Here is a 20848-nt window from a genome sequence, read left to right on the forward strand (position 1 = left end):
GCGAGGGGCGTTTTCGGTAACCGGACCGGAAAAAGGTCTCTTAGGCGGCCTTGACCAGCGACTTGGTCAGGATGCCGATGGCGGCTTCGCGGTCGATGCGCTCGATGGCGGCGACTTCGCGGGCCATGCGGTCCAGGGCCGATTCATACAGCTGGCGTTCCGAGTAGGACTGTTCCGGCTGGTTCTCGGCGCGGTGCAGGTCACGAACCACCTCGGCGATCGAGATCAGGTCGCCCGAATTGATCTTGGCTTCGTATTCCTGGGCGCGACGCGACCACATGGTGCGCTTCACGCGGGCGCGGCCCTTCAGGGTGGTGAGGGCTTGCGAAACGGTGCCGCCTTCCGCCAGCGGACGCAGGCCGGCCGTCTTGGCCTTCTTGGTCGGGACGCGGAGGGTCATTTTCTCGTGGTCGAAGGTGATGACGTAGACTTCGAGCGAATAACCGGCCACTTCCTGGGTCTCGACCGCCTGAATGGTGCCCACGCCGTGCGCGGGGTAAACGACGTGATCGCCGACCGAGAATTCCAGACCAGTCTTGCTCATGTTCGTCCTCATCTATGCGGGCCCGCGGGGCCCGAACGCCGTGATCTTCCCCAAATCAAAAATGACAGGTTCTTGCTCCGCGAAATCAGGTGCGCGGGGCTAAGCCTGTCAGGATTGGGAATAGATCTCTAAGACACCTTCGCCTTCGATCGGGCGGGCCGGCTCGAATAGCGTCTCGAACCGGCTTCTTCGACAAGACGGACCGTCGCGATTAGCCGCAACCGTCACGTCGGCAGCGACAATAGCATAAAATTCAGCCCTATGAAAGGGTTGCGTCCGGCCGAGCCGAGCTCACCGTCAAGCTTTCGCGGCTTGGCGGGGATCAAGCTTGAGAAATCGCCGAGGCGCGTGGCGGTCGAAAGTGTAAGCGTCCAAGCTCCTCGCGCCGGAAAACGAGCCTGCTGATCCGCTTCTGATGTCCCATCAAAAACGGGCAGGCTGTCGGGCTTACGAACCCTTGCCCGGCTTTTCGCTGAAGTACTTCTCGAACTTGCCGGTCTCGCGCTCGAACGCCTCGCGGTCGGCGGGCGGCTCGCCCTTGACGGTGATGTTCGGCCAGACCTTGGCGTAGTCGGCGTTGATCTTCAGCCACTTGCCGTCCGCCTCGTCCTCGGTGTCCGGCTTGATGGCGTCGATCGGGCACTCGGGCTCGCAGACGCCGCAGTCGATGCATTCGTCCGGATTGATGACGAGGAAGTTCTCGCCCTCGTAGAAGCAATCGACCGGGCACACCTCCACGCAATCCATGAACTTGCAGCGGACGCAGGCGTCGGTGACGATGTAGGTCATCGATTTACTCGAATGATGTCGGACAGAGTTCGGCGCGCGCGTTTTCGAAGCCTGGGACCCGCTTGTCAATGCGGCTTGGCCGCGCGCGCGCTCAGGAATTCTCTAGGCGTGGCCAGCGTGCGACGTCTTTCTGACTCCGGGCATTCCGCATGGCGCGACAATGCGCGCGGACGGCGCGCGGCGGACGCAAACACTTTCTTATCGAACGAACACCAATATGTGGGATTGGAAACGCTCAATAAAAACAAAGTCGGAAAGCCGACACACATGAAGATTGAAGCCTTGCCGGTCCAACCGATTCCGGAAGCGGACGCCGCTATACGCGCCCTGGCCAAGGCGCGCGCCCGCGCGTTCGGCGAGTTCGTCGGTCAGATTCCGTTCGCCGCGGCCTTGCTGGACCGCGACCTGACGCTGGTCGCCCGCAGCCGAGAATGGGCGCGGCAAGGCATCGCGCCCGGCCTGACGCTCGGCGGCGACGCCGGAGCCGGCGGGCTGGTGGCGGTCGAGGACGTCGGGTCGCTGCTGATCTGCGCCGAGGCGGGGATCGCCTTCTCGCGCTATCTGCCGACCGTCGACGCCGAGGGCGTCCAGCACGTCTGGCGCACCGAGTTCAGCGCCTGCCGGGATGGTCCTCCAGGAAGCGAAGAGACCTATGCGGTGATGATCACCGCGCGCGACGTGACCGGCTATGCCGACAGCGTGCTGCGCGCCGAGCGCGACAAGCAGCGCCTGACAATGGCCCTTGAGCTCGACGACCTGCTGGTCCGCGAATTCGACCTGCGCACCAAGGAGGTCTATTTCTCGGGGCACGCGCCCGAGTTGCAGAAGTACTGCACGTTCAAGGACGATCCGCTGGAGATCGTCGATCCCGAGGACCGCCAGCGCTGCGCCGACCTGGTGGCCACGCGCAAGATCGGCGAGGCGCGGGTCTTCGAGTTCAAGCTCCGCCGCGACGACGGGGTCGAGACCTGGGTCCGCTCGGTCGGAAAGGTGTTCGTCGGCGCCGACGGCAAGCCGGAGAAGCTGGTCAACCTCTTCAAGGACATCACCGACCGTCGCCGCCAGACCGAGGCGATCGAGACCCTGGCGTTCAAGGATCCGCTGACGGGCCTGCCCAACCGGGCCCTTTTCCAGCACCGCTTCCAGGAGGCGGTGACGGCGTCCGAGACCTTGGGCGAGATGTTCGGCCTGATCATGATCGATGTCGATCATTTCAAGGACATCAACGACACCTTGGGTCACGACGCCGGCGACGCCTTGCTCAAGCGCCTGGCCGGCATGCTGCAGCACGCGTTCCGAACCGGCGACACGGTGGCGCGTCTGGGCGGCGACGAGTTCGCCGTGATCCTGCGCGGCCTGCACGGCGAGGCTGACATGCTGCCGCCGATCGCCAAGCTGCAGGACCTGCTGCGACGGCCGATCGAACACGCCGGCCGCAGCTTCACGGCCAGCGCCAGCATCGGGGCCGCCCTGCACGGCGATCCGGACGCCGACCCGGCCCACATGATCAAGAACGCCGACATCGCGCTCTATCGCGCCAAGGAAGCGGGCCGCAACCGCAGCATCGTGTTCGAGCCGTCGATGCGCTCCGAGGTCGAGCAGCGGATCGAACTGCTGCGCGACGTCCGCGCGGCCCTGACCGAGAACGAGTTCACCCTCTACTACCAGCCGGTCGTCGACATCCGCGAGAACAAGGTCGCCGGCTTCGAGGCGCTGATGCGCTGGATCCATCCCGAGCAGGGCGTGCTGACCCCGGCCCGCTTCATGCCGGCGTTCGAGGACCAGGACCTGTCCTTGAAGCTGGGCGACGTCGCCTTCGAGGCGGCCCTGAAGCAGATGCGCCAGTGGCTGGACGACGGCGTCGAGTTCGGCCGCGTGGCGGTCAATATCAGCTCGGCCCAGTTCCGCTCGGGCCGCCTGGCCGAGGAGATCCAGGAGCGCCTGGCCCGCTGGAACGTGCCGTGCGAGCGCCTGACCATCGAGGTCACCGAGAACGTCTACATGGGCTGGGGCTCGGACCTCGTCAGCAGCACCGTCAGGCAGCTGCACGACGCCGGGGTGATGATCGCCCTGGACGACTTCGGCACCGGTTACGCCAGCTTGGCCAACCTGCGGCAGTTCCCGATCGACCGTCTGAAGATCGACAAGTCCTTCGTCCAGAACGTCGAGGACGAGGCGATCGTCAAGGCGGTGATCACGCTGGGCGCGTCCATGGGCATGAAGGTGGTCGCCGAAGGGGTCGAGGACGCCGCGCAGCTCAAGGCGCTGGAGCACTACGGCTGCGACCAGGTCCAGGGCTATCACTTCGGCCGGCCTATGCCGGCGGGCGAGGTGGCGGGCTTCCTGAAGGGGTTCGGGGTCAACCCTTAGTGGCCTAAGGCGCGCGGCCTCGTATAGCCTCGGGGTATGACTCTGACGATGGGTAAGGCGCCGTGGCGGTCTCGCGGCTTCGTGGGGCGCTCCATCTGGGTGGTGGTCGCCGTCGTGCTGGTGCAGCTCTGCGCCAGCGTCGCCTTCTATAGCGCCATCGATCGCCAGACCCTGCGCGAGGACCACGCTCGGCGGATCGGCGAGTTGCTGGTCGTCGGCCAGCGGGTCGCCAAGCTGGGCCAGGCCGACTTCGACAAGGTGATGACCTCGCACTACATGGAGGCCGAGATCGCCGTCCTGCCGCCGGAGGGGCCGCCCCTCACGCGGCTCCAGATGGCCGAGGCCGAGGCCATCGCCGACTATGTCCGCCAGTGGGAGCCGATCCTGGCTGGGCGGCCGCTGCGCCTGTGGTCGGAAAGCCGGCCCGAGGGCGGCCGCGACCTGGTCGGCGTCATGGGGCTGGAGGACGGTCGGTGGCTGACCTTCCGCTCGCGCAACTTCCCCCGGCCCTGGCCGATCGCCCTGCGCGCGGTGGCCACGACCCTGGTCTTCTCCCTGGCCTGCGTGGCCCTGGGCGCCTATGCCCTGCGCCAGCTGGGCGAACCCCTGCGCCGCCTGACGCAGGCCTCGCGCCATGTCGGCGAGAGCCCGCCGTCGCCGATCCTGGTCGAGGGGCCCAACGACATCGTCGAGCTGGGCCGGGCCTTCAACGACATGCAGCGCCGCATCGCCGGCCTGATCGAGGACCAGGCCCGGGCCATGGAGGCGCTCAGCCACGACCTGCGCACCCCGCTGGCCCGCCTGACCCTGGCGGCTGACTATATCGAGCCGGACGACATCAAGGTCCTGGTCGCAGACAACGTCGCCGAGCTGGACGCGATGCTATGGTCGCTATCGGACTGGCTGCGCGCCCAGCACTCGTCCAGCACCGCCGAGGTCGTCGACCTGCCGTCCCTCATCCAGGGCGTGACGGCCCGCTGGCCGGACGCCGTGCGTTACGAGGGCGGCAAGGCTCTTGAGGTTACCACCCATCGGGGACCGCTGGAGCAGGCGCTGATCCGCCTGGTGGACAACGCCGTGCGGTTCGGCGGCCAGGCGCGCGTTCGGCTGGTGGCCGACGGTCCGGAGGGACCGCTGATCGAGGTGCTGGATCAGGGACCCGGCCTGACCGCCGACGCCATGGCCCGGATCTACGAGCCGTTCTTCCGAGGCGACGTCGCGCGCGCCCGCGACACCGGCGGCTTCGGCCTGGGCATTCCCACCGCCGAGCGCCTGATCAAGCGTTTCGGCGGGCGGTTGGTGATCGGCAACCGCGAAGGCGGCGGCGTCAGCGCCCGGATCTGGCCGCCGGCAGCGGTGGCGGAGGGCTAATCCTCCACCGCCTGATAAAGCCCGCGCGCCTCGGTCGCCGGGCCCCGGCGTTCGCCGCAGTCCAGCACTCGCACGGCGATCAGGCGGCCGCCCAGGCCGAACACCACGACGTCGCCGGGCTTTACCGTGCGGGAGGGCTTGTCGATGCGGCTCTCGGTTCCGGCGCGGGTCAGGCGGATGCGGCCTTCGTCGACGAACTTGGCGGCCAGGGAGCGGGTCTTGAAGAAGCGGGCGCGCCACAGCCAGATATCGGCCCGCACGGAGTCTTTGGCGGACTCGCCGTGGGTGTCGGTCACGACGCGGCCTGCTTGGGCGCGGCCGGCTTGCGTCGGCGCGGCCGCTTGCGGCGCTCGGGCGGCGGCGGCGGCTCCGTCAGCTTGGCCAGAGCCGCGAACGGCGAGTCCGGGCGCGCCTTGACGGGCGTCTGGTCCAGCTTGGCGGCGCCGCGGCGCTTCCAGACGATCGGCTGATCGGGCTTGGCGCGGATGGCGGGGGTGTAGTCGAGCGCGCGCAGGACGTTGGAGGCCTGCTTGGCGGTCCAGCCCAGTTTCCGCGTCGCCGCATCGGTCAGCACCACGCCGCCGTGCTGCTGCTCGGCGCGCAGCAGGGCGTCCAGTTCCTCCAGCGCGTCCACCGGGATGCTGAAGCCCGCCACCGAACGCAGCCCGCTGGCCGACAGCTCGCGGGCCGAGGGCTCGGGCGAGGGCAGGGGCTCCAGCGTCGTCAGCGCGCCGCGCCAGCCGGTCGGGTTCAAGGCGCGTGCGGCGGCGATGGCCTCGGCCTTCAGCACGGCCGGGCAATAGAGGCTGAACGCGCCGATCCGCACGCCCAGGCTCTTGAGGGTGCGGCGCTCGGCCTGGCTCAGCGCCTTTAGTTCGGGATCGACGGGACGCTTGTCCAGCACGCCGCCGGCTTCCAGCAGGCGGTGGGCGACGCCGCGCGGCAGACCGCGAAGCTCGCCGCCGCCCAAGGCTCGCTCCAGCTTGCGCAGCGGGGCCAGGTGCTTGTCGACCTGCGAGGCCAGGAAGGCGTCCAGCCGCCGCTCTGCCCGCTCGCGCACGGCGGCGACGCCCAGCTCGCCCAGCAGGCGGGCGCGGGGCGACAAGAGGGGCAGGCCGTGGCGCACGGCTCCCGCCGCCTCGCCCCGCCACAGGATCGCGCCGTCGGGCGTCAGGGCGAAGGCGTCGTCGGGCTCGGACGCCAGCACACCCAGGCGCTTGGCGATCTCGGGGCCGACCGCGCGCTGGGCCGCGTTGCGCAGGGCCTTCTCCTCAAGCGGAGAGGCGGCCTTGACCGGGGTGAAGGCGACGCCCGACAGGTGCCCCACGACATGGCCTTCGACCGTAACCTCGCCGTCCTGGCCGACGCCGGCATAGAGGGTTTCCCGCTCGCCCAGCTGCTTCATCAGCACGCTGGTGCGGCGGTCGATGAACCGAGCCATCAGCTTTTCGTGCAGGGTGTCGCTGATCCGGTCCTCGAGCTGGCGGGTCAGGCCTTGCCAGTGGGCGGGATTGGCCACCCAGTCGGGACGGTTGGCGATGTAGCTGAGCGTGCGCACGCCCGACAGGCGGCCGGCCAGGCTGTCGATCTCGCCGTCGACGCGGTCCAGCGCTTTGTACTGGCTGTTGATCCAGTCCTCCGGCAGGCGCTTGCGGCCGGTGGTCAGGTCGTCGAACAGGGTGCGCGCCATGCGCTGATGGTCGTCGTCGGTGGTCTTGCGGAAGTCCGGCGTCTGGCAGACGTCCCACAGCCGCAGCAGCGCCGAGCGATCGGTCTTGCAGCGCTTGATGACGTCTTCCTGCTGGGCCAGGGCGCGCAGTGTGCGCTCGTCCAGGGCCTCCTGCGACAGCGACAGGCCATTGCGCCTGGGTGTCTCGTTCAGCGAGCGCAGCAGGCCGGGCAGCGAGCCGAAGTCCAGCCGCGCGTTGCGCCATTCGGCGGCCTGGATCGGCTCGAAAGTGTGGCTTTCGACGGCCTCGACCAAGTCCTCGTCGATCTCCTCGCAGTCGCCGGTGACGCCGAAGGTGCCGTCGCGGGTGTAGCGGCCCGCCCGGCCGGCGATCTGGCCGACCTCCTGCGGATAGAGCCAGCGGGTGCGCTTGCCGTCGAACTTGCGCAGGCCGGCGAAGGCCACGTGGTCGACGTCCATGTTCAGGCCCATGCCGATGGCGTCGGTGGCCACCAGGAAGTCGACCTCGCCGGACTGGTACAGAGCCACCTGGGCGTTGCGGGTGCGGGGGCTCAAAGACCCCATGACCACGGCCGCGCCGCCCCGCTGACGCCGGATCAATTCGGCGATCGCGTAGACCGCGTCGGTGGAGAAGGCGACGATCGCGCTGCGCCGGGGGAGGCGGGTCAGCTTCTTGGAGCCGGCATAGGACAGGTTGGAAAACCGCTCGCGCCCGACGATCTCGGCGTCCGGCAGCAGGCGGCGGACCAGTGGGGCCATGGTGCCCGCGCCCAGGAACATGGTCTCGAACTTGCCGCGCGCATGCAGCAGGCGGTGGGTGAAGATGTGGCCGCGCTCTGGATCGGCGCACAGCTGGATCTCGTCGACGGCCAGGAACTCGACCTCGCGGGCCAGCGGCATGGCTTCGACCGTGCAGACGAAATAGACCGCCCGCGCCGGGACGATCTTTTCCTCGCCGGTGATCAGCGCCACCGACGCCTTGCCGCGCAGCTTGACCACCCGGTCGTAGATCTCGCGCGCCAGCAGCCGCAGCGGCAGGCCGATCATCCCCGACCCGTGGGCCAGCATCCGTTCGACGGCCAGATGGGTCTTGCCGGTATTGGTCGGACCCAGGACCGCGGTCAGCTTCGAAGGGGCCAGTCCGGTCGAACGGTCACTCATGGGTCCAAGGTGGTGCGGGAATCGTGGGGAGGCAAGCCGACGCGGCGTCGTAGGTGAATCTCCCTTGGGTGGAGTGGACAGATCGCGCGCGCTTCGGTAGCGAGGTGGCTAGCGTATTTGGGGGCTAAAGCGTCTTGCAGCGTTTCGTATCGGCAAGGTCGGCCATGTTCGCGACGCTCGTTCTGGCGGCGATCATCCTGTTCCATATCGTCATCGGCCTGCCGCTGCTGAGCGCGGGTCACGACTACTGGCTGGAGCCGGGCGGTGACATGGCCACGATGATGGCCGGTCACTACGCGATTATCGACCACCCCTGGCATTTCCCGCTGGGCGTGACGACCGCTCTGCGCGGCGAGGCCATACCGACGTCGATCGTTTACACCGACAGTCTGCCGTGGCTGACGCTGGCCATGAAGGCATTGGGTCTGGGGCGGGTGTTGAACCCGCTGGCCCTGTTCCTGCTGATCGCCTACGTCGCCCAGCCCTTGGCCATGGTTGCTCTGTTGCGAGCCTGCGGCGTGACGCGCCTGTCGTCCCTGCTGCTGGGCGGGCTGTTGTCGCTGTTCTTCCCGGCCTGGCTTTCGCGCCAGCTTGGTCATATCGCCCTGGCCGGCCAGTTCCTGCTGATCCTGGGCGCGACCTGGACCGTGCTGGTGGCGCGGTTTGGCCTGACCCGGCGGCGGATCGTCGAGATCGCGATCCTCGGTCTGGTGGTCACCGGAACCCATCCCTATCACCTCGTGCCGGTGGCCGCCTGCCTTGGCGCCGGCCTGCTGTCGGAACTTCTGCAGCGGCGCGCCAAGGCCTGGGCCAATGCGGTCGTCGCCACGGTCGCCTTCGCCGTGGCCGTGGCTTTCGCCGCCTGGGTGCTGGGTTATGGCGGCGTCGGCATGTCCGGCGGCGGCGTGTCGCTGGGCTCCTTCTCGATGAACGTGCTGGGCCCGTTCTGGCCCCAGGCCTCGGCGCTGGCCGGGCAGACCTGGAACGGCGTCTGGTTCACCGGCACGCTGGAGGTCCTCGGGCAGCCCTTCGAGGGCTACAATTATCTTGGCGCGGGCGCGCTGCTGGTCGTCATCGCCGCCGCGATCCAGGTCTTGCTAGGCCTGGCGCGCGGCTGGAAGCCGGACGCCGCGGCCTGGCGCCGCTTCGGGCCCTTGATCGCCGCCCTGGTCGTTCTGACCGTCTACGCCATCGGACCGCGCCCCTATGTGGGGCCTTTCTTGTTGTTCGACGTCGGACGTCCGAAGGGACTTTTCGGCGACATCGTGGGCCTGTTCCGCTGTCACGGTCGGTTCTTCTGGATCGTCGGCTACGCGATGCTGGCCTTCGGGGTGGTCCAGGTCGATCGCATCGAGTCCGGCCGCCTTCGCATCGGCCTGCTGGTCGTGGCCCTGGCGCTGCAGGTCGCCGACATGAGTCAGATGATCCATGCCGTGCGTGGTGTCTATGTGCGGACCGCCCCCTTCTACGACGCCGTCCTGCGCACCGATCCCGCGCTCGAAGGCCGCCCCTGGCGCTTCCAGCCGGTGATCGAGTGCTCGTCGAACGTCGACGCCTGGGCGACCATGCAGATGTCGCATCTGGCGCTACGTCGGCACGGCGTTTCCAATTCAGGGCCCGTAGCCCGCCCCCTGGTCGTCAGCTGCGAGGCCGAGCCGGCGGCCAAGGTCGACGCGGCGGCGGGAGACCGAACCATCACCGCCGTGATCGGCGATCCCGTCGAGAAACCCGCTCTGTTCGAGGCTTTCGGCCAGCGTTCCGACTGCTACCGTTTCGTTCGTGGCCTGCTGTGCGGGCGTGACCTCAAGTCGGTCCGCGGCCTGCAGCCCTATGTCGCCGTCTCGGCCAAGCAGGTGGCCGCCGCGCCGGTGATCTACCTGAACAAGGGCGTCCGGCCGCCAGAACTGGGCCCCGGGTGGGGCCTGCCCGAGCAGTTCGCCATCTGGAGCGACGGCAAGGCCGCGTGGCTGATCCTCGACACCCAAGGCGCGCGGGACTTCGCGCTGCTCCTCAACGTCATCGCCATTGGCCCGTCCCAGGACGACACCCAGGCGATCGAGGTCGTGTTGAACGGCAAGGTCCAGCGCCGAGCTCGGATCACTCGAGGCGTTTTCTCCGTGCGGATCAGCGGCGCGACGCCAGGCAAGCCGACCAAGGTCGAGTTGCGCTTGCCCGAGGCCGCCGCGCCACCGCCGTTCCACGGCGTCCCGGATCCCCGCTTGCTGGGCATCGGGGTCAACGAAATCCGTGTGATACCGCTGAAGTCCTAGAGCATTTTCCGACGAAGCGGATACCGGTTCGTCGTCAGAAAATGCGTCAAAACAACAGGCTAGAGCATTTCACCGATCCAATTGGATCGAAAAATGCTCTAGCGGCTGAACACCACCTTGCCGTCCACCACGGTCAGCACCGGCTGGGCGGTGAGGATCTCCTTGGGCTCGATGGTCATGAAGTCCTTGTCGAAGGCGGTGAGGTCGGCCTTCTTGCCGGCTTCCAGCGTGCCCAGCTCCTTGTCGCGGAACACGGCGTAGGCGGGGGCCAGGGTCAGCATCTTCAGGGCCTCGGCGCGGGTGACGGCCTCTTCCAGATGCCAGTCGGCGTTGGCGAAGCCGTCAAGGCCGTGGCGATAGACGGCGGCGTAGAACTCGATGCGCGGGTCGCCGACCTCGACCGGGGCGTCCGAGCCGGCCGCGACCACGACCCCGGCGTTCAGGAAGTCTTTCCAGCGATAGCCCTCGTGCAGGCGGGCCTGACCCAGTCGCGCGGGGGCGAAATAGAGGTCGCCGATCGCGTGGCTGGGCTGCATCGAGGCGATGACGCCCAGCTTGGCGAAGCGCGGCACGTCGGTGTCGGCGACGATCTGCGAATGCTCGATGCGCCAGCGGGCCTTGGTGTCGCCCGCCAGGCTCTGTTCGAACCAGTCCAGGGTCATGCGGTTACCACGGTCGCCGATGGCGTGCATGGCCACCTGGGCGCCTACGGCCTTGGCCTGCTTCATCAGCGCCAGCCCCTTGTCCCGCGGGGTCAGCTGCAATCCAAGCCCTTCGGCATCGCTGTAAGGCTCTAGGAGCGCCGCGCCGCGCGAGCCCAGGGCGCCGTCCATATAGAGCTTGATCCCGCGGGTCCGGATCAGGCCCGTGGCGTCGGTCTGGGGACCCTTGCTCAGCACCTCGGCCGCGCCGCTGGGGTCCATGTAGTTGTCGACGCGGATGTGGAACGCGCCCTTGGCGGCCTCGTCGCGCAGCAAGGCCAGGTCGTCGGCCATGACGCTCATATTGTCGAGGCCGGTCCAGCCCCGCGCGGCGTACAGCGCGCCGGCCTTGCGCAGGGCCTCGCGCTTCAGGGCCTCGCCGGGCGGCGGGATGACGTCCGCGATCAGCGCCTGGGCGTGATCGATCAACATGCCGTCGGGCTGGCCATCGGCCCCCAGCAGGATCTTGCCGCCGGCCGGGGCGGTGGTGGCCGCGGTCACGCCGGCCTTGGCGAGGGCGGCGGTCGAGGCGACGCTGGCATGGCCGTCCGAGCGGCCCAGGACCACGATCCGGCCCGGCGCGGCGGCGTCCAGGTCGGCCTTGGTCGGGAAGCGCTTCTCGGGCCAGTGGGTCTCGATCCAGCCCCGACCGTAGATCGCGCCTTCGGGGTGGGCGGCGGCATAGGCCTTTACCGTGGCGACCAGTTCGGCCAGCGACTTGGTCTGGTCGAGATTGAGGGTCAGCTCGCGCAGGCCTATGCCGGTCAGGTGGGCGTGGGCGTCGACGAAGCCCGGATAGGCCGCCGCGCCCTTCAGGTCGATGTCGCGAACGTCCTTGGCCGCCTTGGCCTTGGCGCTTTTCAGGTCGCCGACGAACAGGATCTTGTCGTCGCGGACCAGCACCGCCTCGGCGGTCGGCTTGGCGTCGACGCCGGTGTGGATCGGACCGCCGTGGATCAGGATGTCGCCGGCGTTCGCGGCCGTGAACGAGGTCGCGGCCAGCAGGGCGGCGAGTAGGATCCGGCGCAAAGGCGACCTCCGAAGCTTAGCAAATTTCGGAAAACGTACGGCGCGCCCCTGCCAAGTCGCAACAGGCCTGCTAGCTTTTCGTCATGAGCGCCCAGCGTTTTGTCCTGTTCGACACGATCATCGGCCGCTGCGGCGTCGCCTGGGGCGATCGCGGCCTGATCGGCGTGCAGCTTCCGGAGACCTCGCCGGGCGCGGCCTGGGCCCGGCTGCGTAAGCGCTTCCCTGACGCGGCCGAGAGCGAGCCGACCGCCGAGATCGAGGCGCTCATAGAGCGGATCCGTGAGCTGCTGGCCGGCGGGCGCGATGATCTGGCGGACATCCCGCTCGATCTGAACGGTCAGCCTGCGTTCAATCTGCGGGTCTACGAGATCGCTCGGGCCATCACGCCGGGCGAGACCTCGACCTATGGCGAGGTGGCCAAGGCCATGGGCGAGCCGGGCGCGGCGCGGGCCGTGGGCAAGGCGCTAGGCGAGAACCCCTGGCCGATCGTGGTGCCCTGCCATCGCGTGTTGGGCGCTTCGGGGAATATGGGCGGCTTTTCCGCGCCGGGCGGGGCCGAGACCAAGGCGAGGCTGCTGACCATCGAGAAGGCGCGGACCGATGCGGTCCCGACCCTGTTCGACCTGGAGTTCTCGGTCGCGCCTCGGCGTGGGGCCTAGGCTTCGAAGACCCTCCGAGCACGTCTCTTAACGCGCGGTAACGCTTCTTCGAACAGGGGCGAAACGAATCAGGACCGAATCAGCGACGTCCGCCAATTCGGTGTTTGTTCCCTACAAGCTATTGTAGCTTGAAGCGGATTAACCACAAATTGGTTTCCGGAGGCGGCGCTACTTCGCCGCCGTTTCGCCGGCCTTTTCCGCCACTTTCTCTTCAGGCGCGCACTCGGCCGCGACGCGCTTGGCGTTCATGCTGCCGGCCAGGTTCATGCCGCTGATGGTCTTGATGTGGATGTTCATCTTGAAGCTCTCGGGCGTGTAGCTGCCCTCGGCGGTCACCGGCGAGACGCGGTCCTTCTTGTCGGTCCAGGTGCCCTTCAGCTGGATCTTGCCGTCCCTGACCACATTGGTGGTGTAGTCGCAGCGATAGCGCTTGGTGCAGATGCCGCGCGAGAACTGCTCGGCGTCGGACGGCTTGAGGCACTTGCGCTCGCTGCTGACCGGGATCACGCCGACCTTGTAGTCATACTCCCACTGGCCCGGGAGAATCGTCGCCTTGCTCGAGGCCGAGGCCGAGGCCTTGGCGGCCGCCGCGCGGACCACGGGCTGGGCGAGGGCGACGCCGCCAAGAAGGCCTCCCAGGGAGAGGATAAGAACAGAAGCGGCGAGGGCGGTCGAACGCATGTGGCGGGTCTCCTTGATACCGCTCCTATATAGAGTGGCATATGAACCGTGCTTGAAGGCGGAGGTTGGGCGGCCGGTTCCCTAACGGATCTGGCGATCCTTGGTCAGGCGCCTTGACTCAGGGGCGACCCTTCGCCTATATCGCCCGCTCTCGCGCGGTCGGCCTGGTCCAGTCGCGTGTCCGAATTCATATCTTATCGGGACCAGGCTCTTCACCGAGCCAGACGGTTTCGCCCAAGCCAAGGTAATCACTATGTCGCGCCGTTGCGAACTTACCGGTATCGGTCCGATGGTCGGCCACAATGTGAGCCACTCGAACATCAAGACCAAGCGCCGCTTCCTGCCGGCCCTGTCGCCCGCCACGCTCCAGTCGGAGTCGCTGGGCCAGAGCTTCCGCCTGCGCATCAGCAACGCCGCTCTGCGTACGCTGGACTTCAAGGGCGGCCTGGACGTGTTCCTGCTGGGCGCCAAGGACGAGCAGCTGTCGCCGCGCGCCCTGAAGATCAAGACCCAGGTCAAGGCCAAGGCCAAGGCCGCCGCGACCGCCCAAGCCGCCTAAGGCTTTACGGTCTCGACCGACGATTGAAAGCCCGCCGGGAGCGATCCCGGCGGGCTTTTCGTCGTGGGCGTGAGGGGCGAGGCGAGTGTGATCCGCCGCGGACCCTCCCCTCCAGGCAAAGCAAAACCCGCCGCGACCGAGCCGCGGCGGGTTTTGAACGCTTGGTACTGTTACGCTTGGTACTAAAGCCTTGGGTCGCTTAGCGCGCGACGACGGCGCTCGAAGCCGGGTTAGCCGAGTTGAAGGCGGTCAGGGCCGGGTTGTTGATCTTCGACACGGCGTCGTTGACCGAGGCGCGGATGCAGGCCGGGTACAGGTAGCCGGCCATGGCTTCACCGCGGATGTCCTGCCAGCAGACGGTCGAAGCCGCCTTGACGATTTCGGCGCGGACTTCGGCGGCCGACTTGCCGGTGAGCTTGACGCGGACTTCGGCGGCCGAGGCCGGAGCGGCGGCGAACAGGGCGATGGCCGAGGCGGCCAGAACGATGGAGCGGATCATGTCGATGTTCCGAAAGAGGGTTGGGTTCAACCCCCTCCAGACGCGTTCCTCTGACGGCCCGTCCCCGGTCTATCGCCTGCTCAGCCCGTCGCGTTGTCTATAGCAACGTTATGTTGGGTTATCAACGATTATGTTGCAGCGCACCTAAGGTGGAGCGGTCGGTTGCTTCGCGCGCGAACAACCGATTGCAGGCGTGAAAAAGCCCGCGAAACGGGGGTTTCGCGGGCTCTGTCGTGAAGCGCTGGGCGTCTTAGCGGGCGGCGATCTTCAGGAAATAGACGTCGCGGCCCTGGGCCTTGTCGTAGGCGATCAGGTCGCGGCTATGGGCGCGGCTGATGGCGTCGCGGGCGACGTCACGCACGCAGTAGGGGGCGATCTGAACGGCGTAGGGATTGCCGATCAGGTCTTCCTGGCACAGCTGCTTGGCGGCCTGGACGATCTCGGCGTGGACGGCGGCGGTGTCGCGGCCGGCGACCTTGACCTTGATTTCGCCAGCGCTGGCCGAGGTGGCGGCGGTGGTGGCCATGAGGGCCGTGAGGGCGATAACGAGCAGACGGATCATGTTGTGTAGTCCCGGAAAGGAGGTTGAGTTCAACCGCCTCCCGACGCGTTCCTCTGACGGCCCCCAGGATCTCGCCTCGTCGTCCGTCGAGGTCTTGGATATATGGTACCGGTACCTTTCGCAAGTGCGAAATTGCCTTTTGCGGCAAAAAGTCCAATACAATCATATGGTTGGTAATGAAACCGTCTCGTCTGAAACGAAACGGCCTTAGCGCTTGCGAACAGGCTTGCGGACCGCCTTGGGCGGCATGGGCGCGGGCAGGGGCGGGGCCACCCAGTCGAAGGCCAGCAGCAGGGTGCGCTGGTTGGCGCCGATCGCCTGGTCGTCGGAGATCAGATAGATCCGCGTCGCGCCGGCCGGCGCTCCGGGCGGGGCGGCGGTGATGGATAAGCCCTCGAAGTTGTCGCGCGGCATGGACCCTTCGATATGCAGCGCCGCCGCGGTGCGCTGGCGGGCGGCCGGCAGGGTCGGGTCGGAGATGAAGCGAACCACCGAGCGCCAGCCTCGGATCGGGTCATAGCCGCGATGCAGGGTGGCGATGGCCGCGCCCTGGAAGGGCGCGAAGCCGGTCAGGCCCCAGGTGAAGTCCGGGCCCGACTGCGGCGGCAGCGATTTGCAGTCGGCCGACAGCTTGCACAGCCACACTTCGCCCTCCTCGCTGCCGACGATATAGGCGTCGGCGCCGGCGGCGGGGTAGGCCGAGATCGCCTCCATGCCCTCGTTGTCCGGGAAGATGGTGGCGGGCTTGGGCGCGGGGGCAGGCAGGCTCCAGGTCCCATCGGATCCGACCGCGTAGCGCCAGATGCGGTGGTCGCGCTCGAAGCTGACCAGGCGGTCGCCGTTGGGCAGCACGGCCACGCCCTCGGCGTCGGCCTGCTGCTTGTTTTGCAGGGGGCGGCCGTCCAGGCCCTTCAGCGGGGCGAGCTTGGTGTCGGTGAGGCCGACCAGCCTGCCGGCCGCGTCCAACTGCACCTTGGCCTCGAAGACGTCGCCCTCGTCGCTGATCGCCGTCAGCCGGCCGTCGGCGGAGACCGACAGGTCCGACAGGCCGTGCAGGCGCGACGTGGTCGCGCTGGTCAGCGCCAGGCCGCCCGCATAGGTGAAGCCGCCGTCCAGCGTGGTCTTGGCCGGATTGGACGCGTCCAGCGGCACGGGCGCGGCGGTGACGGTGATCTCGGGGCCGACCTTGATCGGCGCGGGCGGCGTGGCGACCACGGGCGGCGGCCTGCGCGGCGTGCACTGGGTGGCCAGGCCGCTCAAGCCGCCGACCATGCCCAGGACGAGCGCGGCGCGCAGACCGATCACGCGGAAACCTTACCGACCTTCGGCGCCTGAGGCGTCACCACGGGCGGCGGGGTCAGCAGGCCGCGCGCACGGGCGATCTGGCGCGGTTCTTCCTCGAACAGGGCGGCCAGCTGCTCGACCAGCACTCCGCCCAGCTGCTCGACGTCGACGATGGTGACGGCGCGGCGGTAGTAGCGCGTGACGTCGTGGCCGATGCCGATGGCGATCAGCTCCACGGGGCTCTTGCCCTCGATCTCACCGATGACATGGCGCAAGTGGCGCTCCAGATAGTGGCCCGAATTGACGCTCAGGGTGGAGTCGTCCACCGGCGCGCCATCGGAAATCACCATCAGAATGCGGCGAGCTTCGGGCCGGCCGATGATCCGCTGGTGGGCCCACATCAGGGCCTCGCCGTCGATGTTCTCCTTCAGGAGCCCTTCGCGCATCATCAAGCCGAGGTTCTTGCGCGCCCGGCGCCACGGCGAATCGGCGGCCTTGTAGATGATGTGGCGCAGGTCGTTCAGGCGGCCCGGGGCGGCGGGCTTTCCGGCCTTGATCCACTCGTCGCGGCTGGTCCCGCCTTTCCAGGCGCGGGTGGTGAAGCCCAGCACCTCGGTCTTGACCCCGCAGCGTTCCAGCGTGCGCGCCAGGATGTCGGCGCAGATCGCCGCCACCATGATCGGCCGCCCGCGCATCGAGCCGGAATTGTCGATCAGCAGGGTCACGACCGTGTCGCGGAACTCCTGGTCCTCTTCCTGCTTGAAGGACAGAGGCGCGGTCGGGTCGATGATCACCCGCGTCAGGCGGGCGACGTCCAGCATCCCTTCCTCGAGATCGAAGGTCCAGGCGCGGTTCTGCTGAGCCAGCAGGCGGCGCTGCAGCTTGTTGGCCAGGCGCGAGACGACGCTGGAAAGCGCCGACAGCTGCTGGTCCAGATAGGCCCGCAGGCGCGTCAGCTCCTCGGCGTCGCAAAGGTCCTCGGCGTCGACGACCTCGTCGTGGGCCGTGGTGAAGACCTTGTAGAGCGGCTCCCCGCCCTGGGCGGCGCCCGGGTCGGGACGGGCGGGCTTGGCGCCGTCGCCCATTTCGGGCTGCTCGTCGGATTCCTCGGGCTCGCCCTCCTGGTCCGACTGGACCATTTCCTCGTCTCCAGCCTCGGTCTCGCGGTCGGAGGCTTCGCTTTCCTGCGGCGAGGAGCCCTCGGGCTGTTCGCCTTCGCCCTCGCCCTGATCCTCGTCGGAATTCTCGGTCGCGCCTTCCTCTTCGCCGTCGTCCTCGTCGGCGCTTTCGGTGGCGTCGGACATCTCCTCGCCGAGGTCGAGGTCGCGCAGGATCTCGCGGGTCACCCGGGCGAAGGCGGCCTGGTCGTCGATGGCGGCGGCCAGGCGATCCAGATCCTTGCCGGCCTTCATCTCGATGTCGTTGCGCAGGATGTCGACCAGGGCCTTGGCCCCCTCCGGCGGCGCGTCGCCGGTCAGGCGCTCGCGGACCATCAGGCCCAGGATCTCGGCCATGGGCGCGGACTGGCGGTCGGTGGCGACGGCGCGCGTCAGGCCCTGCTTCTCCAGCCGGGCCTCGAGGGCGGCGGTCAGGTTGCCGCGCACGCCGCCCAGGGCGTTGGCGCCGATTGCTTCGAGCCGCGCCTGCTCGATCGACTCGAAGGCCGCCTGGCCGTCGGGGGAGCTGGGCCGGGCGCGGGCATGGGCGATCGGATCGTGGTGCGCCAGGCGCAGAGCCATCTGGTCGGCCAGACCCCGGATGCGCGCGGCTTCCTTTGACGAGAGGTCGCGCGGCGGGTGCGGCAGGATCGCCCGCTTGCCCAGGAGCTGCGGGCCATCGCCCGAGAACACGACCTCCAGGTCCGGCGTCTCGGCAAGCGAGCGCGCGGCGTGCGCCAGGGCGCGCTTGAAGGGTTCGGTCGGGCTTTCGGGCTTGGAGGCCATGGCTTCGAGTTAGCGGCGCCGGGCGGCGAAAACAAGGAACGCCGTGCCCGGACGGGACGTTGATTTTTCAACAGCGCCGCTCAGGCGGTCTTCAAAGGAAGCCAAGATGCTCAAGTGGGCCATCATTCTCGCCGTCGTCGCCCTGATCGCCGGGGCTTTGGGTTTCACCGGTATTGCCGGCGCTGCCGCCGGCATCGCCAAGATCCTGTTCTTCCTGTTCCTGATCGGGTTCGTGATCGTGGCCTTGCTGGGCGCGACCGTGTTCAAGGCGGCGGCCGGCTCCAAATAGCCGCCACTTGCCTTGCGCGGGCCGGAGCGGACGTCGACCCGCCGCCGGCATCAGTGTGGCGCTAGGACCCCGTGGGAGAGGTCCTAGCGTCCCGCGTACGCATTAGCCTGGCGGGCCACCAGCGCGTTCAGGTCGCCCATCTCCAGATTGACGTCGATCAAGTGCAGGCCCCAGTCCTTCAGCACATAGCCGCCGACCATGACGTCGCCGGCGATCTCGTCGGTGCGGGGATCGGCCGGGTCGGCCTTCACCTTGACCGCCAGATAGGTAAAGTCGCCTTCGCTGACGCACTTGGCCGAGAGCAAGCCGGGCATTGAAACGAAGGGCGTCGAGACCTTCACATCCTTGGCGAACGGTTTCGGCTCGCCGCTCGACTGGAAGCTCTTGCTGCTCAAATAGCTGTGCAGAGGGGTTTCGTCGGTCGCGGCCTTGCCGGCGACCAGGGCGGCGGGGTTCACGCAGCCGGCGCGGTGGCCCTGCTCGTCGGTCTTGCCAAAGCGGCTGTTGGCCGGCGGCGGGCTCGAGGCGCGGAACGAGACGTAGGTGACCAGACATCCGGCCTGATCGGCCTTGTCGCACAACGGGATCGAGCCGAACTTGCCGTCGGCCACCGGCGTGTTCATGCCGAGCACATAGGCCGAGATCATCTGCTTCTGGGCCGGCTTGCCGTCGATCTCGTTCTTCAGGAGGTCCAACAGCATCCGCGAGCCCTGGCTGTGGCCCAGCAGCACAACACCGCGTCCCTTGTTCTCATGGGCCAGGTACCAGCGCCAGGCGTCGCGGACGTCGCCATAGGCCAGGACGCCGTTGCCCGGCGAGGGCTGGCCCATCATCACCGCGCGCAGGGCCGCCAGGGTCACCTGGCGATACATCGGGGCGAACAGCCGGCATTGGCCGCCGAAGCGGGCCAGTTGCTGCTCGACCACGCGGCGCTCGGCCTCGTCGATGACCATGTCGCTGTTGCCGCCCGGATCGGTCGAGACGGTCGGATAGATGTAGAAGCAGTCATAGGCGAGGCTGGCGGCCGGCTTGAAGGCCTCGGTCGAGGTCTTGCCGTCGGCCTGGACGATGGTCGTGGTCTGGTCGACCGCGCAGGCGTCCTGGCGGCCCGGCAGGCACAGCCAGTTCTCCGTCTTGCCGTAATCGTTGGGGGCCGTGTTGGTCGGCGCCTGGGCGTGGGCCGCGCTCGTCAGGGTCAGGCCCGCCACAAGGCCGAAGGCCGCCAGAGTCTTTGAAGCCAGAGTCTTCGCAGCCATCGTCTTTTCCCCGAACGCTTGTTTGGCGCGGACAATGGCCGAGAGAACGGCGCTCGCCAAGGGGCCTTTGGCGCGAGGCTTGCGACGTCGACCGCGATTGTCCCGTCAAGGGACGCTCCTGCGTTCGTATCGAGGTCGGCCATGAGCCCCAAGACCCTTCTCCGCGTCGGCGTGCTGGCGGTTTTCGCTGGCCTTACCCTGGCTTCGCCCGTGCTGGCGGACGGCTATGAGCGCGCGCCCGTACGCCAGCATCACGCGCCAAAACGGGCCACGACGCGCACCAAGGTGATCTATGTCGACCGCGTGGTGGAGCGCCGCGTGCCGGTCTATGTCGACCGCCCCACCACCCAGATCGTCGAGAAGATTGTCGAAAAGCCGGTGATCGTCGAGCGTCCGGTCGTGGTCGAAAAGCGCATCGAGGTGCCCGTCGAGAAGCTGGTCCAGGTTCCGGTCGAGAAGATCGTGGAGCGGCCCGTCTATATCGACCGTCCAGTTGAGAAGATCGTCGAGAAGATCGTCGAGAAGCGAGTGGAAGTGCCGGTGGATCGTCCGGTCTATGTCGATCGTCCGGTTCCCGTGGATCGCCCCGTCCCCGTGGACCGTCCGGTTCCGACCCCGGCCCCGACGGTCACGCCGTGCCAGCAGGCCTGTTCAGGACCTGGCGGCGAGGTGGTCGACAGGATCATTCAGGTGCCGGTCTACGTCTATGTCGACCGTCCGGTGGACCGCCCGGTCTATGTGCCGGTCCAGCAGCAGGACGGTTGCCAGCCGCGCGTCTGCGGAGGCGCGGTCTACCCGCGGCAATGCGGCCCTTGTGGCGGACAACGCTACGAGGAAAGCTATTACGAGGAGAGCCGCGAGCGCTCGTCCTACGACTATTCCGGATCGCGCTATAGCGCGGGCGGCGGCTGGAACGCCGGTTCGGCCGGCAGCTCGGCGTGGGGCGCCTATGTCGAGCCGCCGCCCCTGCCGATGGGCTATGTCGGCGCGCAGTCGGGCGGACGTGGCGGCGGCTATGGCGGTCCCGGCCTGGCCGGCGGTGGCGGCTACGCCGCCGGCTCTTCGAGCGGCTATGCGTCGAGCTCGGCGTCGGCCTCAGCCTCCGCGTCGTCCTCGATCCACATCGGCGGCGGCTATCACGGCGGCGGCGGCGGCTGCGGCGCCTGCGGTGGCGGCGGCAAACACCACTAA

18 protein-coding genes are annotated in these 20848 nt (G+C 68.1%); 7 read left to right on the top strand and 11 right to left on the bottom strand.

The annotated features are described in order from the left end of the window. Positions 1–40 precede the first annotated feature (40 nt). Positions 41–544, bottom strand: a complete 504-nt coding sequence (locus ACW175_RS02430) for a CarD family transcriptional regulator (RefSeq protein WP_454714006.1) — start codon at positions 542–544, stop codon at positions 41–43. A gap of 447 nt (positions 545–991) precedes the next feature. Next, the gene (gene fdxA, locus ACW175_RS02435) at positions 992–1333 is read right to left on the bottom strand and encodes a ferredoxin FdxA (protein ID WP_295109221.1); all 342 of its coding nucleotides are present in this window, start codon (positions 1331–1333) and stop codon (positions 992–994) included. A 267-nt stretch (positions 1334–1600) separates the two neighbouring features. Here fdxA and ACW175_RS02440 point away from each other — a divergent pair, with 267 nt between their 5' ends. After that, complete coding sequence (locus ACW175_RS02440; RefSeq protein ID WP_492103083.1) at positions 1601–3703, top strand: putative bifunctional diguanylate cyclase/phosphodiesterase; 2103 nt, start codon at positions 1601–1603, stop codon at positions 3701–3703. Positions 3704–3739: 36 nt separating this feature from the next. Then, a complete protein-coding gene (locus tag ACW175_RS02445; protein ID WP_492103084.1) occupies positions 3740–5074 on the top strand; it encodes an ATP-binding protein in 1335 nt (444 codons plus the stop codon). On the opposite strand, the gene ACW175_RS02450 is transcribed toward ACW175_RS02445, so the two are convergent. Next, on the bottom strand, positions 5071–5370 hold the full coding sequence (locus tag ACW175_RS02450) for an RNA-binding S4 domain-containing protein (RefSeq protein WP_492103085.1): 300 nt from the start codon (positions 5368–5370) through the stop codon (positions 5071–5073). The genes ACW175_RS02445 and ACW175_RS02450 overlap by 4 nt on opposite strands. Continuing rightward, a complete protein-coding gene (locus ACW175_RS02455) occupies positions 5367–7925 on the bottom strand; it encodes a helicase-related protein (RefSeq protein ID WP_492103086.1) in 2559 nt (852 codons plus the stop codon). Before ACW175_RS02455 ends, ACW175_RS02450 begins: the two co-directional genes overlap by 4 nt. Before the next feature lie 164 nt (positions 7926–8089). Here ACW175_RS02455 and ACW175_RS02460 point away from each other — a divergent pair, with 164 nt between their 5' ends. Next, positions 8090–10195: a DUF6311 domain-containing protein gene (locus ACW175_RS02460; protein ID WP_492103087.1), complete on the top strand. Its 2106-nt coding sequence runs from the start codon at positions 8090–8092 to the stop codon at positions 10193–10195. A 98-nt stretch (positions 10196–10293) separates the two neighbouring features. On the opposite strand, the gene ACW175_RS02465 is transcribed toward ACW175_RS02460, so the two are convergent. Next, a complete protein-coding gene (locus ACW175_RS02465) occupies positions 10294–11925 on the bottom strand; it encodes an amidohydrolase (protein ID WP_492103088.1) in 1632 nt (543 codons plus the stop codon). A gap of 83 nt (positions 11926–12008) precedes the next feature. Here ACW175_RS02465 and ACW175_RS02470 point away from each other — a divergent pair, with 83 nt between their 5' ends. Further along, a complete protein-coding gene (locus tag ACW175_RS02470; protein WP_492103089.1) occupies positions 12009–12584 on the top strand; it encodes a methylated-DNA--[protein]-cysteine S-methyltransferase in 576 nt (191 codons plus the stop codon). A 168-nt stretch (positions 12585–12752) separates the two neighbouring features. Here ACW175_RS02470 and ACW175_RS02475 read toward each other — a convergent pair whose 3' ends face one another. Next, positions 12753–13265, bottom strand: a complete 513-nt coding sequence (locus tag ACW175_RS02475) for a DUF3617 domain-containing protein (protein ID WP_492103090.1) — start codon at positions 13263–13265, stop codon at positions 12753–12755. Between the two features lie 253 nt (positions 13266–13518). Here ACW175_RS02475 and rpmB point away from each other — a divergent pair, with 253 nt between their 5' ends. Beyond that, positions 13519–13824: a 50S ribosomal protein L28 gene (gene rpmB, locus ACW175_RS02480; RefSeq protein ID WP_099575676.1), complete on the top strand. Its 306-nt coding sequence runs from the start codon at positions 13519–13521 to the stop codon at positions 13822–13824. Between the two features lie 199 nt (positions 13825–14023). On the opposite strand, the gene ACW175_RS02485 is transcribed toward rpmB, so the two are convergent. The 4 genes from ACW175_RS02485 to cobT form a co-directional block, all read right to left on the bottom strand. Continuing rightward, entirely contained in the window at positions 14024–14323 is a 300-nt protein-coding gene (locus ACW175_RS02485; protein WP_492103091.1) for a hypothetical protein, read from the bottom strand. A gap of 250 nt (positions 14324–14573) precedes the next feature. Then, complete coding sequence (locus ACW175_RS02490) at positions 14574–14885, bottom strand: hypothetical protein (RefSeq protein ID WP_492103092.1); 312 nt, start codon at positions 14883–14885, stop codon at positions 14574–14576. Between the two features lie 207 nt (positions 14886–15092). Further along, a complete protein-coding gene (locus tag ACW175_RS02495; RefSeq protein ID WP_492103093.1) occupies positions 15093–16190 on the bottom strand; it encodes an esterase-like activity of phytase family protein in 1098 nt (365 codons plus the stop codon). Further along, complete coding sequence (cobT, locus tag ACW175_RS02500; protein ID WP_492103094.1) at positions 16187–18112, bottom strand: cobaltochelatase subunit CobT; 1926 nt, start codon at positions 18110–18112, stop codon at positions 16187–16189. Before cobT ends, ACW175_RS02495 begins: the two co-directional genes overlap by 4 nt. Before the next feature lie 106 nt (positions 18113–18218). Here cobT and ACW175_RS02505 point away from each other — a divergent pair, with 106 nt between their 5' ends. After that, a complete protein-coding gene (locus ACW175_RS02505) occupies positions 18219–18401 on the top strand; it encodes a DUF1328 domain-containing protein (protein ID WP_492103095.1) in 183 nt (60 codons plus the stop codon). Between the two features lie 83 nt (positions 18402–18484). On the opposite strand, the gene ACW175_RS02510 is transcribed toward ACW175_RS02505, so the two are convergent. Further along, positions 18485–19657 (bottom strand): DUF3089 domain-containing protein, encoded by a 1173-nt coding sequence (locus tag ACW175_RS02510; protein ID WP_492103096.1) that lies wholly within the window; start codon positions 19655–19657, stop codon positions 18485–18487. A 141-nt stretch (positions 19658–19798) separates the two neighbouring features. Here ACW175_RS02510 and ACW175_RS02515 point away from each other — a divergent pair, with 141 nt between their 5' ends. Continuing rightward, entirely contained in the window at positions 19799–20848 is a 1050-nt protein-coding gene (locus tag ACW175_RS02515) for an IMCp domain-containing protein (RefSeq protein ID WP_492103097.1), read from the top strand.

This window comes from Caulobacter sp. FV1ye6ST (genome assembly GCF_058681225.1).